This window comes from Sorangiineae bacterium MSr11954 (genome assembly GCA_037157815.1).
GTDB classification, from domain to species: domain Bacteria; phylum Myxococcota_A; class Polyangia; order Polyangiales; family Polyangiaceae; genus Pendulispora; species Pendulispora albinea.
The window spans coordinates 11,271,606-11,286,316 of record CP089984.1; the positions used below are offsets into that span (position 1 = coordinate 11,271,606).

The window sequence follows — 14,711 nt, forward strand, 5'->3', positions numbered from 1 at the left end:
GCGGAGTCGAGGTACGAACCGTCGCCTCTTACTGGGCCGGACCAGCAGGTGCCTTCTACTTCGAGGGAGGACACCAGCAGACGCATGCCAGCGAGACGGTGGTCACCGATGCGACAGGGATGGCATCCGTGTGCAACGCAGAAACTGCAGCTGAAGACGAGGGAGCGCGGATCAATCAGGTCCCCTTCTCTTCCTCACCCTGGTACGGGGGAATGGGGCCTGCACGAGCCGGCCGGGTAGACGACCTGATCGTGATCGCACACCGGCCAGGCTGGCCGCGCGCAGTGGCTCGCCTTGGGATACCTCCGCTCGGGCCGGGTGCATCCTCGGATCGTCCGCTCGAGATGGTGCTCGGGCCCCCTCGAGACATTCAACTCGATGTGCGGTCGCGTTGCATGCCGGAAGGAACGAAAGTGACGATCGACAGCGCTTCAACGCTGGATCCGCCTCGCGTAGAGCGTGGCTCTGGCACCTTCGTGAGCGTGAAAGGTCTGGGACCATTTCCCTACGCCGCGAGGGCCGAGTGTTGCGGGACATCGATGAAGCTGCAGATCGACGGACGAGATGCGCGCGGTACGCTCCGTTTCGATGGGACGCGGATCACGCTGAAGGCTCCGGGGTTCGAGAGTGGAAGCGTCGATATCCTCGTTCCGCCCCCCAGCAGGCGCTCGGTCCAGGCGGCGACCCTGGATTCTGAAGGAGCCGCCACCGTGGAGGTGCCCGAGGGAGCCCAGTATTGCGTCAAGGTTCAGAAGGGGGCCAAGTGCGATGTCGCGCTGCTTTCCCCCGGGTTAGACAATCCACGTCCGCTTGCATTCGGTGACGCTTATGCGGTCGCGACGTGCGGGGCCTGTCCGCAGCCAGCGGCCGCGCTCTCCACGACCGTCGGCGAGCTCCGTGTCTCGGCGTTGGCCCTGGGCGGCGAAACGAGCTGTGCGCTGCTCGCCGAGGGCACCGTCCGGTGTTGGGGTGAGAACGCGATGGGGATGCTCGGCGACGGCTCGGGTATGACGCAGCCGGTTCCCGTCCGCGTCGAAGGCCTCCGCGACGTGCAGGAAATCGGCGTCGGCAGCCGGCATGCGTGTGCGCGTAAGCGCGACGGCTCGGTCTGGTGCTGGGGTGACAACAGCCGCGGGCAGCTTGGTCATGGAACGAGCAAAGGCCATGAAAGCGTACCCGGACAAGTGAGCGGTCTGGTGGCAACTTCTCTCTCTGTCGGGAGCTTCCATAATTGCGCCATATCAAAGGACGGACAGGTTCTATGTTGGGGCTGGAACGACTACCGGCAATTGGGGGTGGGTGATCGCGATATCAGATCAACACCAACGATTGTGAACGGTCTACCCAACCCGGAAGAAGTACGGGCTGGCCATTTCCATACGTGCGCCCGTCTTCAACGTGCTGGCCTGCGGTGCTGGGGCTGGAACTCCCATGGCCAGATTGGCGATGGAAGCGAAGGCGAGTCCGTGTTTCGCGACACGCCGGTCGAGGTCAAGGCTGTCCGGGGGGCGACCAATATGATCCTTGGGGTCCATCATACGTGCGCTCTGGTCGGCAAGGGCGAGCTGATGTGCTGGGGGCAGGGCACGGGGGGCCCGAATCAACCGGGCAAGATCCGCAACAGCTCGCTTCCGTTCCAGGTACAAGGGCTGTCGGACATCGGCAAGGTTGCCGCGGGGTTCCAGACCTGTGTCGCGCCGAAAAGCGGAGGAGCGCAATGCTGGAACGTGGGTGCAGGGCCGCTCACGCCGGTGGGTGGTGTCCAAGGACCAATTGCCGATATCGTGGTGGGAGAGGGGCATGCCTGCGCCCTGCTCTCGGACGGAAGCGTCCGATGTTGGGGCCGCGGCGCGAGGGGGCAGCTCGGGGACGGGCTGTGCAAGGAGCGGTATGGTGCGGCTGCAGGGAAGTCCGTCCAGGTTCTCTTTTGACCCGAGCTGCAAGCCCTCGAACGCGAATTTCATAGGCAATTGACCGTAATATGCGTCGCGGCGGTCGTGCGAAGGATCCATCGCGGATCGGACGAGGCCCCGCAACCGTGACCGGTGCCTTGGATGCGGCTTAATGCCGACGAGCAGGATTTGCGGCTGCTGGCTGGAAACTCATCGATCGGCGCACATGACGTCTTCCAGCAGTTGCAGCTCGTCTTTGGCGCGAGACGCGACGGAGACGCCGCCGGTGGTGTTTTCCGAGAGCACCACCGAGCGGGTACCTCCGTCATTGACCGCATTGCGTGTGGAGAACCCAGGTGTGTCGCCGGGGTGATGCCAGAAGCCACCACACCGCGTTGGAGACCAAAAGATGCCAAGTCCGTCGCGCAGCCCCGGAAACACGGCATGCAGCTCGGTGGCAGGGACGGTGTCATGCATCTCCGCCATGCGCGCGGGGGACAGAAGCTCTCCACCCTGCAACGCACGCCAGAATCGAGTCAGATCCTCGGTCGTGGTGATCAGGCTACCCGCAGCACCGCCCCAGCTCATGTTGAATAGGGTGACGTCAATGGGCGGCTGTCCCGCGGAGAACGAGTTGTAGCCCTGCGCATGCGGCGCGGGTAGATCGGCCCAATCTCCCGGTTCGAACGTGTGCCACATCTGGAGCGGCTCCAAGATGCGTGTACGGACCTCTGTGCTCCAATCATGGCCGGTGACTTTCTCGATGATCATGGCCGCGAGCGTGTAATTCGTATTCGAATAACTCCAACCCGTTCCGGGTGCGAACTTCGGCTCGTGCGCGATCGCGGTTGTGACCAGCTCCTCGGGGTCGAAATGTTGGAAACGCTTCGCGTAGTAATCCTTTTCCGTAAAGTCTTCGAGCAAATCGTCGGAGTAATCGCGGAGACCGCTCGTGTGCTGCAGGAGATGCCGCATCGTAATCTTTTTGCCATCGTTCCCATGTCCGGATACCAGCCCGGGCAGCCATCGATCGACGGTGTCGTCGAGTCGAATCTTCCCTTCGTCGACGAGTTGCAGCATCACCACCGCAACGAAGGTCTTGGTATTGCTGCCCATCCGGAACTGGCTCTCGAAGGCAACTGGTTCCGTGCTATTGCGACGAGCGCTGCCGCTGCGGGCATCGATCACCCGAACACCGTCGCTCCCTCGAGCGACCACGCCAATCACGCCGCCGGCATGAAGCCGATCGAGACCTCTTTGCAGGGGCGTCGCTCGTTGGTCGTCCTCCTGAACAGTCCGTGCACCAGATGACCGCTCATCCAGATTTGGCGAAGTATCCTCCGCACAACCTACCAATACCAAGCTCGCAAATACCAAACGCACGATCGTGTCGGGACTCACGTGACCTCCTTCACCAAAGTGGCTACCTAGTTCCCAGCTGCCCCACGTTCGTTCAACGCGTGAGCGAAATTTCAGGAGCGCGGGGCTGCTCGCGGTTCACGCGGACGGATGCCAACCTAACGTTAGAATGAGCAGGGCTCCGTTAGCCGACCGAGAAGGCGATTTCTCCGAAGGGGCGCCCGTCTCGGCGACCACGAGAATACCCACGCGCGACGTGCTCGCGTGTGCGGCGTATGGGCGACTCGTTCAGGGCCGGTACCAGCCCTCATGGTCTTCTATCGCGGTGGTCACCGTGTCCGGGCAACGCCGGCCGCGAGGAGGTCACCGTGTCCGCCCGCGACGGCTCAGCGTCGTTCTGCGACGGCCTACCGTTCCATCGCCAGGCGTGTGTGGCGTAGACTCGCCGCATGGGACTCTTGACCTTCAGCATCAACGTCACCCTGGACGGCTGCGTCGATCACCAGGAGGGAATCGCCGACGACGAGACACACGCCTTCTTCACCCGCCTCATGGACGAGGGCGGGGCGATGCTGTGGGGCCGCGTCACCTACGAGATGATGGAGAGCTACTGGCCGGCGGTCGCCCGCGGCGACGAGGAGGCGCCGCCGGCGATGCGCGAGTGGGCGGTCAAGCTGGAGGCCAAGCCGAAGTATGTGGTGTCGTCGACGCGAAAGGACTTCCCGTGGACCAACAGCCACCCCATCGCCGGCGACCTGCGCGCGGGCGTGCAGAAGCTCAAGGACGCGACCCCGGCCGGCGTGCTCCTCGGTAGCGGCAAGCTCGCGACCGAGCTGGACCGGCTGGATCTCATCGACGAGTACAAGTTCCTCGTTCACCCCAGGCTCGCCGGCCACGGCCCGACCCTGTACCAGAGCGGACTGCCCAGCACGCGACGGCTCGAGCTGGTCTCGGCGAAGCCGCTCCGCAGCGGTGCGGTCGCCATGCACTACCGGCGCGCGCGCTGACTCAGAGCAGCCCATCGCGCCCAGCTCGCGGGCCAGCGCGCCGTCGGGAGCCTTCTCGCCGCGCAACACGGCGTACCAGCAGCTCGGACGGCCCGCTGCGGCCGCGCCGGCGGATCCAACCGAGCGGCTCGAGGTCATGAAGCTCGAATCTGCTTTCGAAATGGCCCTACCATCACCAAGGACGTTGATCGTCCGCCGCTGCTTCGCGGTAACGCGAGTCGCCTCACCGGCGAGGTGCTCACGGAGATCGCCGAGGTTCCCTGCCGCGGCTCCTCGCGGTGGCCGGTTGCATCTACGCTTCGCGCGTCGCGCAAATCGCGGTCGTTCGTACCTTGCAGGAGCGGCGGGTATGCCGCTGATAGGATAATCCTGCCCGTGTTTGAGCCAGCCGACGTTCAACTGCGGAGGGGCGAGGTGCTCTTGCATCGCCGTATGCGTATGGCTTTCGCGGTCCGCTCCCGCCGATGCGTTCGCGGTGACACCGGCTCCCCGTCAGAGACCTTCGGAGGAGGCGAGGGCTCCCAGCGAGGGGCCGAGGAGAGCTCCCGCAGCTTGGTTCATGGTGCCGGAACGACCGCGAGCACGTCCGCCAGCACCGATGTAGCAATCTTGCTCTGGTCGGGTCGCTCGTAATTGCCGGCGGTCACGACCACCACCAGATCGCGCGACGGGACCACCCAGATCCGCTGGCCGCCATAGCCGGCCGCCATGTACCAGGGCGTTGGCGGAGTCACGATGCAACCTGGCGAAAGCCAAAAGTGATATCCGTAGCCCCAGCCACACTTCGGGTCGGGCTCCGTCAGCGCGTGCAATGCAGTGGCATCGTCGATCCAAGCGGCGGGGACCACTTGTTGGTCGTTCCAGCGGCCATGGTCCAGGACCATCTGACCAAGCTTTCCCATGTCTCGCGGGGTGAGCCTCAGGCCCGATGCGGCGATGGGCACTCCCTTGGTGTCCTTCGCCCAGACCTGCTTGGTGACGGCCAGCGGCCCCCACAGCTTCTGCTGAGCGTAGGCGTCCAGAGGCGTCCCGGTAGCACGGGTCAGGATGGCCGCGAGGAGGGCCGTACAGGCACCGCTGTATTGAAACTTCTCTCCGGGCGGGGCGAGGATGGGCTGTTCCAGGACATAGCGGTAGCGGTCCGGGGCCATATCCATGGCCGTCTCGCTGTTGCGCGGGTCACCATACGGCACGCTATCCTCGTCCCAGGCCACACCCATCGTCATGGACAGCAGGTCACGCATCCGGATCCTCAGCCGATCGGGGGTCCGCAAATCGGCATATTCGGGGAACGAGTCGAGCACCGGAACATCCAAGTCTTTCACCGCCCGCTCGGAAACGGCAATCCCGAATAAAAGTGCGACCACGCTCTTGCTGATCGAGCGCACATCATGAAGGGTCGTCGCGTCGTGGTTCACCATTCCTGGCCCCTGTCCGTACTCGACGTCGTTGCCGGCCAGATACCATTCTGCCAGGGTCTTGCCGTGCTGAAGCACCAGCACGGAATGAATATTGGGGATCTCGCCGCTGCGCGACCGCTGCTCCAGATCGTGAAAGGGTGTCGGCGTAGAGGATGTCGATTCACACGCGGCGCACTGGCCGATGATTGCCACCGCCGCGAACCATGCCCACCGATGCTTTCGACGCGCCGAGCGACAAAACGTTCTCATAATGGTCGAAGTGTAGATCATGGACCCCATTCGAAGAGAGGAAGCACGTCACAATTGTCGGAATATCAAAATCACATCGTCGGTACCTGATCCCATGAGACTCGACGGCTTTCGAGCATCACGCGCTTTCTCAACCGTATTGCGACAAGAGAATCCGCGGCTGAGACGTGCGCGTCACACGAGCTGCGTCATCGCATGGCACTCTCGTGCGCGTCTGCGCGGACCAGCGGTGACGCGAGCGGGCCCGGGCCTCGAGCAACGAAGCGGCAGACGGCCCTCTGCACGCGCCGACGCCCCACAACGCGGTTGCTCCGCGCACGACTGGGTGATCGAAGGGAAGCTCGTCGTCGCGACAGAGGATGCTCTCCCGGTAATCGCCGACGGACAGTTCACTGCTCGCCGACGCCGATCCTGCACTCACCAGTACTGCTGCCGCTCGACCTCGCGGAGATAATCTTCTTCGGGAAGAAGGTCGCGCATGCTGAGCCACCATTTGCGGCCGTTGAATTCGAAGGCATGGTTCGCGCGAAGAATGAGCATCCTCATGGTCGTCCGGTGAATACCCGGTAGGATATGACGATACGCTTCGGTCTCGACCTTTTCCGGCGTGGTCGCGTCCTCGGGTGGAGCAGGAACTTCACGCGGCCACGGGAAGGGCGGCGCATGCGAGCCCGACATGTCTCGCACTTCGATTTCGATGAGCTCGGGCTTCCACGGAGTCGCCCCGGCGGGGTGAAATTCCTTCAGCATCCGGTATGCGGCAATGAATTCGTCCGGTGCGCTCGAGGCGTCCATGCCCTGCATTCCGTACGACTCGGCTTTGCCGTCGTCTCTCATACCGTAAACGCTCACGGAGCGCCATCCGTCGCGCATTCGAAACAGGATTCGCGTGCTCACGCCGTCCTTGAGGCCCTCGACTAAATGGATGTATGACGGGACACGATCGATGTCCGTCGCCTCGAACCGCTCCCGGAATTCGGCCAGCTCGTGTGGCGTGAGATGGGCCACCCACCAATCCGGGCCAGCCGCATCTTTTTCGAGCGGCTGCAAGCCGATGACGAGTCCGTCCTCGTAAAGTGTGATGGGAGGGTATGTGGCTCCGCCCGGATTAATCTTGTAAACCGTCATGAGCGGTTTGTGCACCAAGCGCTCGAGCCCGTTCACGGCGAAGGGCTCGGTGCGCGGGGATGTAGCCTTTCTCGTAAGATGACAACCGACGGTGAAGGCCGCGATGCTGCAACTCAGACCCGCCATGGCCACGGCTCGCGCGGCTTTGCCGAACCGCACATGCTCCCGATCGCTCGACCCGAATGGCATGATCGTGCACCTCACGATAATCATAGTATTTCGCTCGAGGAGCCACGACGGATTCGGGCTCGGGGTCCTCGCCGGTGGCGGGTTTCGTACAATCGCGAAGCGCTCACCCATCACTTGGATATTCTGTGCAGCCGCCCCCCGCGCGCGCCGCAAACCGCCTTTGCGGTGGGGCATGTCGAGGAGTGCTTGATCGCGAAGGCGAGGCATGACCTCCGCAACCGTCGGCGGAAGTCGCTGGGTGATGTGCGGCGGAATCACGTGTTCACCCCTTTGGAGCGACGCGTCGCGCTGGTTGCCGGCCGTCGAGCTTGGCATGGCACAGTTTGCGCCGCCGTTGCATCTCTCCCTCCGCGACTTGCGATCCGTCGCCCCTTGATTCGACAAAGGGCCGTGGACAACTTGTTCGATCGTGCGCCGAAACGAACGGCGCGACCTCGGCGTAACACCTACCGAGGCACTGGCCCCGATTCAACCGAGGGGACCTTAACGAAATGAAAGACGGCAGGCAAATCTGCCTGCCACGGAGGGAGCGTATACCATGCATTGGACGGTCCTACGCTTATCGATTCTTATCTTCTCGTCGATCGTGCTCATCGCGTGCGGAGCGCAACGTGACGACTCGGAAACAGAGGCCGAAGTCGCGTTGGCAAGCGGTGACAATCCTCCACCGCTTTCACAAATCATCGTCCCGCAACCGAGCGGCGGCGACATCGCGGATCCCGCAGCCGCCGTCCGTTTGGGCAAGGCGCTGTTCTGGGATATTCAAGTCGGCGGCGACGGTCAAGTGGCGTGTGCTACATGCCATTTCCGCGCGGGCGCCGACAATCGAAGGATCAACACCATCGACCCCGGCCCGAACAACGTCTTCGAAAGCGGCGGCGTCACCGGACCGGGGCAAACGTTCAACGGCGCGTCGATCAATGCAACCGACGACCGCGTCGGATCGCAAGGGATCGTTGGAAGCACGTTCGTATCCGTCGATCCCAATCCGGCCAACGCGGCCGATAGCTGCAGTCCAAATCAAATCGCACCGTTCTTCGCCAGCCGCCGCGTGACCGGCCGCAACGCGCCGACGGTCATTGGCGCGATCTTCTTTCGCGACAACTTTTGGGACGGGCGTGCAAATAATCGCTTCAACGGCAAGAACCCATTCGGCTTTACGGGCAATGATACGGAGGGCAGCTTCGTGAGCATCACGAACGCCAGTTTGGCATCGCAGTCCGTGGGGCCGCCCACCAACGACATCGAAATGTCGTGCACCGGCCGCGCATTCAACGGCGCCGGGAGCCTCGCAGAGAAAATGTTGGCCAGGGTGCCGCTCGGAAAGCAGGTGGTGAGCCCGACCGACGGCGTGCTCGGCGCGATGTCGAATTCACCGAGTCCCGGAATCAACAAGACGTACACACAGCTCATTCAAGATGCGTTTGGTGTCAGCCTAGCGGGCAATTCACTGGCTCAGTTCTCCCGATTCTGGGGGCAGGCCGTGCAAGCTTACGAGACGACCCTCATCCCGAGCGCAACACCGTTCGACGCCTTCCTCTCGGGCAATTCGAGCGCCATGACACAACAGCAGCAGCGAGGATGGGACCGATTTCAAGGCAAGGGCCACTGCACCAAATGCCACTCGGGATCGGAGCTCTCGGACGCTACCGTCGGGTTTGCGGCCTCCAATGGGCTCATCAACGAAGACGGCGGTGATCAGGGCTTCCACAACAACGGCGTCCGCCCGACGGCCGAGGATCTGGGCCGAGCCGGCCTCGGTCCGGGTGGCGTCTCGTTCTCCGTGAGCGGCTCGAGCAGGGATCGCGGCGCCTTCAAGACGTCCGCCCTCCGCAACGTGAAGCTCACGGCACCCTATTTCCACAACGGCGCATTTGCCACCCTCGAGGAGGTCGTCGACTTCTACAGTCGCGGGGGTGACTTCAACAACCCGGAAAAGGCGAGCCGCATGCAACGCATCTCCTTCGACTCCGGAGACAAGGCCGCCGTCGTCGACTTCCTGCGCAACGCTTTGACCGACTGCCGTGTCGAGAAAGAGCGTGCGCCCTTCGATCACCCGTCGTTGCCGCTCCCCAATGGGACCGCGGTACCGGCAATCGGCGCAAACGGCACGGGCGCTTGTCCGCCGTAAGACGCTAAGCACAACAGAATACGCAACGGCAATCGCGGGTCTTGCAGCGGGCGGCTTCGAAGGCGACGTACTCGTCGAACGAGCCGATGGCCACGTCGCGGATCCGCGATTGCTCGTGTTGGGGCCGCTCGGATGTCGAGCGGCTCCGCGGGGTCCAATGTCCGCGTCCGGCACGCCGGCGAACGCGGGGCTCGTCCGGCGGACGGATACAATCCCGCATGAGCGACGCGCTCCACAAGTGCTCAACGTGCTCGCTGGCCAGGTGTGGCTCCAAGGTCCTCGCCCAAGCGTAAATCCACGGCGAGACCGTCCATACGAGAATGAGCTTTGCGTCGAAGCGCGACAGACATGGTCAGGGAATGTGTGTCAATCGGAAAATGCCTTTATTCGATATGAATCGTCGGGAGGCTCATGGCCTTCATGAATAGGCATTTGCTTGCGCCCGTAGTTCATCGAGACCTCGGCAAGCGCATCGGCAACGGGACATCTCGGTAAGCTCACCGGGTGCGCTTGCGGGGGCGCGGCAGATCGTACTCCTCGAGACGGTTGATGAGCGTGCGCCGCGAGACGCCGAGGATCTCGGCGGCGCGCGTTTGGTTTCCTTCGGAGGCTTCGAGGGCATCGAGGATCTGCTGGCGCTCGTCGGGTTCGTGAGCGACCCCCGGCGCGTCGTCGAGGAGCAGATGTGCCGGCTCGAGGGCGCGCCCCTCGCAGAGCGCGAACGCCCTCTCCATCACGCTCCGCAGCTCGCGCACGTTGCCGTACCACGGATGCTGCAAGAGCCGCCCCTGTGCGCGCGACGTGATCGAGGGCGCGGCGACGCCGGCGGCACGAGCCGCATCGTCGAGGAACCCCTTGGCCAGGGGGAGAATGCGCGGACGGCGCGCGCGCAGCGGCGGAATGCGCACGGTGGCGCCCGCGAGCCGGTAGTAGAGATCGCGGCGGAAGCTTCCGGCGGCGATCGCGGCATCGAGATCGCGGTGGGTCGCCGAGACCACGCGAATGTCGACGTCGACGGGCTTCAGCCCTCCAATGCGCAGCACCTGGCGCGCCTCGAGCATGCGCAGGAGCGCGGCCTGCATCGTCGGAGGCATCTCCGCGACCTCGTCGAGGAACAGCGTTCCACCGTACGCGGTCTCGACGAGTCCGAGCTTCCTCTGGACCGCCCCGGTGAACGCGCCTTTTTCGTAGCCGAAGAGCTCTGCTTCGAGCAAGGTCTGGGGGAACGCCGCGCAGTTCAGTCGGACGAGGGGGCCCGCCGCACGTGGAGACCGGAGGTGCAGCTTCTCGGCAGCGCGTTCCTTGCCGACGCCCGTCTCCCCGACGATGAGCACGCTGAGCGGGCTCTTGGCGATGAGGCTCAGGAAATGATCCTCGACCTCCGGGCTCGGCGCGGACAAGCTGGCCTTTGGCCCCGTCACTCCGACGTCGCCACGCACGATGAGGAACCCCGCGCCGATCTCGGCGATCTGATTGGGCCCGAATGGCTGCGAACCTTCACCCATCGGCACACCGTCGATGCGGGTGCCGTTCGAGCTCCCGAGGTCTTCGATCATGAGGGGTGGGCCGAGACGGAGCCGAGCGTGCTTGCGCGAGACCGACGGGTGCAGGATCTGGATGTCACACTCTTCGGCGCGCCCGATGACGATATCGCGGCCGACGTCGAGATCACGCACCACCGTCCCGCCCTCCCAGACGAACGTCGCGCGAGGGCGGCCCGGCGGTCCCGGATCGAACGTATGTGAACGCGTCTTCTCCTCGGACAGCCTCGCCACCGCAGGGACGAGCATACCGAGCGCGTGTGGGCGTGGCAACGAGCCGGCGAGCCGGCGAGCCTGAGTGAGTCGCGTCAGAACGTCAGGCGCAGCGGCGTTGCGGCGGTGACCTTGGGGAGCGCCGCCGTCATGCCCGCCGCGGGCCGGTGCGCCACGAGCTGCCAGATGGTGATCCCCAGCGCGACGGCGGCAGCCGCCGCGGCGACGCCAGACACCATGTAGTCCGTGCGAATGGGATCGACCTCTGCATCGGTGCACGTACCCGTGACGCCGCACGGGCTCGCTGCGAGATCCTGCTCGCGCGTCTTCCCTCGGACGAGGAACAGGACGGAAACGCCGGCGAGCGCCGCGGTGGCGCCGGCGCCCACCCACGCGGCCACGGGGATCGACGACGTGGCCCCTCGCGAGGTGGGTACGGCGCCGAGCGTCTCTCGTCCAGTGCGCGGCCGGACGGGCGACGTGAGCTGCAAAACGACCCGTCGTTCGCGGTCCCCGTCGCGGAGAATCACCGTCGTCTCTGCGGGGCTCCACCCGGCGTGCTCGACGCGCAAGGTATGAGCGCCGGGATCGAGCGCGAGCGGCGTCGAGGGCACGCGCGACGCCCGCTGCGCCCCGTCTACGAAGAACGCGGCGTCGTCCGTGTCCACACCGTCAGGTCGCTTCGTCTCGACGACGACGGTAGGGATCTGCCTTTCGAGCTCGCCGCTCCACTCGGTGCAATCTTTCACGAGCGGTGCCGGACAGCTCGACTGCGCGCACTGCAGGAACAGCGCGCGCGCTTCCATCCACTTGCCCGCGAGGCGCGCCTCCTGCCCGTGCTCGTGCGCGTCGATGCACGCCGCCTTGTCGACGGCGAACGCCGCGTTCGTTTGCCCCGTGACCACCACCACGATGCACGCCTCGAGCAGGCGACCGCGACGTGCGCGCATACCGAGAAGTGTACGCGGGTCGTAGTTCGAAGTCACGATATCATCGCCATTCGGCGACGTTCAACGACTCGTCACGGAGAAGTCGTTCACGGAGAAGGTGGCCGGGCCGTTGGTCTCCGCGATCTCGACTCCGTATTCGAACGCGTGCAACGGGGCGTTCGCGGGCACCCATCCCTTGGAGACGAGCCAGTCGAAGACGTGGCGGAAGTTCACGGTCCCCGAGGTCTTCTTCTGCGTCATGGCCAACGCGATGTATTTGTGATCGGGCTCTGCCCAGGCGATGTACGGTTGGCCGTCGATGGTCGGACGATCGGTCTCATTGCCGCCCGGCGGGAGCGTCGCGAGATAGCGATAGTCCGTCCAGAGCATCACCTCGATGTCCCATCCGCCCGGCCCCAGCCAGATGTCGTAGGACGCGTTCCAAACGCCCGATGCCGGAGCGGTATGTGCAAAGGTGCTGTCGATCGCCGTGAGCGTGTTCAAGGCGCGGCCGTTGAACATCCACTGGGTACATGGATACGATTTGATCTCGCCTCTCGAATCCGGAAGCACCGGCTGGTTCGAGACGACGTACCAGCTGCTCGGTGAGCAGGCGTAGATGGTCTGCGGACCGCCGCTCCCGCTCCACACGTTGTTGAAGACCGTGTAGCCGTTGGGAAACGTGTGGTCTTCATGGGGATCGGAGCTCGTAAAGACGGGGTTGGTGCACGGGCCGACCGTGCTCCCACTGTCCACCCTCCCACTGTCCACCCTGCCCCTGCCGTCCGAGGTGCCCCCGTCCGTCGTCGACGTGCCGGCGTCGCACCCTGGGCTCTGGCACTTCCCAGGCACGTCCCCGGATGTTCCTCCATCCGCAGGTTGCCCCTCATTCGCCTTGTCGGTGGAACATGCAAACGACCCAACTCCGAAACCGAGTACGGCGACCATGAATGACAGCGTTCGAATTCTCATGTGGGCGCTCCTTGACGAGGACCGACAGCAACGTTCGGACCAACGCCGTGCGCACGCGCGAATCTCGTCTCCAAACGGCCTTTCCGGAGCGCGCTTGTGCAACGGTGCACAAACGGTCAACGGCGTTGCGCAAACCCGTCAGAGGCACCAGGGCTTGAAGCGCTTCACGCCGTTCGAGTCCAGCCTGTAGCTCGGATCGCAGTCGGGTTTTCGGGCCGAAGGCGGCAGGGCGGCGCCCGGGCGGCCTGACGTTCCGCTTCGTTTCGCACCAGGGCGCGGGCCGGCGCCCTTCGTCGGCGATTCGTCCACGACCGGCGCGGCCGGCGTCGTCGCCGTGGCTGCGTTCGCGACCACCGCGGAGGCGGGCGGTGGGACGTTCGCCGTCTCGGGTGGGAGGCCGGGTGCCTCACCCGAAGGAGCGGGCGGCGGTGTCTGGGCCATCGCGATGGAGGGGTCGCCGCGCGTGCGCGCAAGCAGGTGGACGTTCGCCTCGAACACCGCGCCGATGGCAACGGCGAGCGCGACGGCCAACCATGGCCTGCCGCGACCGCGACCGCTTCGTGTCGCGGGGGTCGAAATCGTGACCGCGGCCGGGGCCTGCATCGCAGGCGCGGCGTGCTTCTCGGTCGCCATCGCGGCGAGCTTCCGCGCGTCGTCGGGCGAGCGCGGATGCCCCGCAAGCCTCTCCACCGCGGATTCTTCCGCGGCGGGAGCCATCGCCGGCGTCCGCTCGAGGTTCGTGACGCGCGTGCGCTGCTCGTCGATGCGCGGACCGAGCAGCCGCGCCACCCACGCGCTCACGTCGCGCTGAGGCGCCGGCACGATCACCGCCTCGAGCGCCGCGGCGAAATCGAGCGCCGTCTCGAAACGAGCCTCGACGTCGCGGTTCAAGGTGCGACGGAGAGCCTCGTCGATCGACGGCGGGACGTCGGAGCGAACACGCGCGAGCGATGGCACCTCCCCCTCGAGCACCGCCGCGATGACCCCCGACGTGTCATCGGCCGCGAACAGCTGCCTGCCCGCGAGCACCTGCCAGAGGACGACCCCGGCGGCGTAGACGTCCGCCCGCTGGTCCACGCGTTGACGCAGGATCTGCTCCGGCGACATGAACGCCAGCTTACCTTTGACCGTGCCATCGCGTGTGGACTGGAGCCTCGACGCGGCCTTCGCGATACCGAAATCAACGATGCGCGCCACGCCGTCGGCACCGACGAGGATGTTCTGCGGCGACACGTCGCGGTGCACGATCATGAGGCGCTCGCCCCGCTCGTCGCAGGCTTCATGCGCTGCATGCAGCCCGTAGAGCGCGCCGACGACGACTGCGCACGCGACGGCCGGCGGCACGCGTTCGCCTTGCACGGCGGCGGCTCGCAACAGCTCGGAGAGCGACGCACCGAGCACGTAGTCCATGACGAGGAACAGCTCGCCATCGCTCACGACGACGTCGCGCGTCGCCACGACATTCGGGTGCTGCACGCGAGCTGCGAGCCGCGCCTCGTCGAGGAACATGGCGGCGAACTCGGAGTCGGTCGCGAGGTGCGGGTGGAGGCGCTTCAAGGCCAAGGTGCGCGAGAAGCCAACCGGCCCCACGAATCGCCCGAGGTGGACGACCGCCATGCCGCCGGACGCAATCGCTTCGTGCAGCTCGTAGCGTCCGATTCGTCGCGGCATCGCCCGCGT

Annotated in this window: 10 protein-coding genes; 3 read left to right on the top strand and 7 right to left on the bottom strand. The window is 65.0% G+C overall.

The features are described from left to right. Positions 1–539 precede the first annotated feature (539 nt). Positions 540–1,931, top strand: coding sequence for a hypothetical protein (locus LZC94_44195; protein WXB14807.1), 1,392 nt, complete (start codon positions 540–542; stop codon positions 1,929–1,931). A gap of 171 nt (positions 1,932–2,102) precedes the next feature. On the opposite strand, the gene LZC94_44200 is transcribed toward LZC94_44195, so the two are convergent. Continuing rightward, complete coding sequence (locus tag LZC94_44200; protein ID WXB14808.1) at positions 2,103–3,293, bottom strand: beta-lactamase family protein; 1,191 nt, start codon at positions 3,291–3,293, stop codon at positions 2,103–2,105. Between the two features lie 407 nt (positions 3,294–3,700). On the opposite strand from LZC94_44200, the gene LZC94_44205 reads away from it, so the two are divergent. Next, on the top strand, positions 3,701–4,258 hold the full coding sequence (locus LZC94_44205; protein WXB14809.1) for a dihydrofolate reductase family protein: 558 nt from the start codon (positions 3,701–3,703) through the stop codon (positions 4,256–4,258). 557 nt (positions 4,259–4,815) lie between these two features. Here the strand turns inward: LZC94_44205 and LZC94_44210 are convergent. Together LZC94_44210 and LZC94_44215 are read right to left on the bottom strand one after the other, a co-directional pair. Further along, positions 4,816–5,871 carry a beta-lactamase family protein gene (locus LZC94_44210; GenBank protein WXB14810.1) on the bottom strand — a complete coding sequence of 352 codons (1,056 nt, stop codon included), beginning with the start codon at positions 5,869–5,871 and terminating at the stop codon, positions 4,816–4,818. A gap of 474 nt (positions 5,872–6,345) precedes the next feature. Next, positions 6,346–7,182, bottom strand: coding sequence for a hypothetical protein (locus LZC94_44215; GenBank protein WXB14811.1), 837 nt, complete (start codon positions 7,180–7,182; stop codon positions 6,346–6,348). 706 nt (positions 7,183–7,888) lie between these two features. Between LZC94_44215 and LZC94_44220 the strand changes: the two genes are divergently transcribed. After that, complete coding sequence (locus LZC94_44220) at positions 7,889–9,376, top strand: hypothetical protein (GenBank protein ID WXB14812.1); 1,488 nt, start codon at positions 7,889–7,891, stop codon at positions 9,374–9,376. A gap of 497 nt (positions 9,377–9,873) precedes the next feature. On the opposite strand, the gene LZC94_44225 is transcribed toward LZC94_44220, so the two are convergent. The 4 genes from LZC94_44225 to LZC94_44240 all read right to left on the bottom strand — a co-directional run bounded on the left by LZC94_44225 (position 9,874) and on the right by LZC94_44240 (position 14,702). After that, positions 9,874–11,166 carry a sigma 54-interacting transcriptional regulator gene (locus LZC94_44225; GenBank protein ID WXB14813.1) on the bottom strand — a complete coding sequence of 431 codons (1,293 nt, stop codon included), beginning with the start codon at positions 11,164–11,166 and terminating at the stop codon, positions 9,874–9,876. 59 nt (positions 11,167–11,225) lie between these two features. Beyond that, positions 11,226–12,080 (bottom strand): hypothetical protein, encoded by an 855-nt coding sequence (locus tag LZC94_44230; GenBank protein ID WXB14814.1) that lies wholly within the window; start codon positions 12,078–12,080, stop codon positions 11,226–11,228. Between the two features lie 60 nt (positions 12,081–12,140). Then, the gene (locus tag LZC94_44235; protein ID WXB14815.1) at positions 12,141–12,815 is read right to left on the bottom strand and encodes a hypothetical protein; all 675 of its coding nucleotides are present in this window, start codon (positions 12,813–12,815) and stop codon (positions 12,141–12,143) included. 354 nt (positions 12,816–13,169) lie between these two features. Then, positions 13,170–14,702: a serine/threonine protein kinase gene (locus LZC94_44240; protein WXB14816.1), complete on the bottom strand. Its 1,533-nt coding sequence runs from the start codon at positions 14,700–14,702 to the stop codon at positions 13,170–13,172. Between the last annotated feature and the right edge of the window lie 9 nt (positions 14,703–14,711).

Bases quoted from the DNA above. Each gene is read 5' to 3' on its own strand.
- LZC94_44230 (WXB14814.1), bottom strand. From the start codon at position 12,080: ATGCGCGCACGTCGCGGTCGCCTGCTCGAGGCGTGCATCGTGGTGGTG.
- LZC94_44195 (WXB14807.1), top strand. From the start codon at position 540: ATGAAGCTGCAGATCGACGGACGAGATGCGCGCGGTACGCTCCGTTTC.
- LZC94_44225 (WXB14813.1), bottom strand. From the start codon at position 11,166: ATGCTCGTCCCTGCGGTGGCGAGGCTGTCCGAGGAGAAGACGCGTTCA.
- LZC94_44215 (WXB14811.1), bottom strand. From the start codon at position 7,182: ATGGCGGGTCTGAGTTGCAGCATCGCGGCCTTCACCGTCGGTTGTCAT.
- LZC94_44205 (WXB14809.1), top strand. From the start codon at position 3,701: ATGGGACTCTTGACCTTCAGCATCAACGTCACCCTGGACGGCTGCGTC.
- LZC94_44240 (WXB14816.1), bottom strand. From the start codon at position 14,702: ATGCCGCGACGAATCGGACGCTACGAGCTGCACGAAGCGATTGCGTCC.